Genomic DNA, 793 nt, shown 5'->3' with positions numbered 1-793 from the left:
CGTCTGGCCGATCATCGCGCAGCCACCCATGCCGCCCATGAACCCGGAGCAGATGTTCGCCACGCCCTGCCCGAGCGCTTCGCGGGTCTTGCGGGAGCCGGTGTCGGTGACCTCGTCGACGAGCTTCGCCGTCATCAGCGACTCGAGCAGGCCCACCAGCGCCATCGCCAGGGCGTAGGGGGCGATGATCGTCAGCGTCTCGAGCGTGAGCGGGACGTTCGGGAGGAACAGGGTCGGCAGGCTGTCCGGCAGCTTGCCCTCGTCGCCGACGGTCGGGATGGCGATCGAGGCCAGCACGGTGACGAGCGTCAGGACGACGATCGCCACGAGCGGTGCCGGGATGGCCTTGGTGACACGGGGCAGCAGCACGATGATCGCGATGCCGACGGCGCCGATCGGCCAGACGAGCCAGTCGACGCCGATGATGTTCGGCAGCTGCGCGGTGAAGATCAGGATCGCGAGGGCGTTGACGAACCCCACCATCACCGACCTCGGCACGAAGCGCATCAGCTTGGCCGCGCCGAGCCCACCGAGGACGAGCTGGAAGACGCCGCCGAGGATGACGGTGGCGATCAGGTAGTCGAGCCCGTGGTCCCGCATGACCGGCGCGACGACGAGTGCGATCGCCCCGGTCGCACCGGAGATCATCGCGGCTCGCCCGCCGACGAACGAGATCACCACGGCCATCACGAACGCCGAGAACAGGCCGACGCGCGGATCGACGCCCGCGATGATCGAGAACGAGATCGCTTCCGGGATCAGCGCGAGGGCCACGACGAGGCCGGCGAGCACC

At 69.1% G+C, this 793-nt stretch carries 1 protein-coding gene; it reads right to left on the bottom strand.

All coding sequences use genetic code 11. The features are described 5' to 3' along the window. On the bottom strand, positions 1–793 hold a 793-nt coding region (locus tag H489_RS29885), incomplete at both ends, for a SulP family inorganic anion transporter (protein ID WP_031259902.1).

Origin of the sequence: Curtobacterium flaccumfaciens UCD-AKU, from assembly GCF_000349565.1 — a bacterium.
In the GTDB taxonomy this organism is placed as follows: Bacteria; Actinomycetota; Actinomycetes; order Actinomycetales; family Microbacteriaceae; genus Curtobacterium; species Curtobacterium poinsettiae.
The sequence above is the reverse complement of the archived record's forward strand: the minus strand, read 5'-3'. Positions and strand labels throughout refer to the sequence as shown.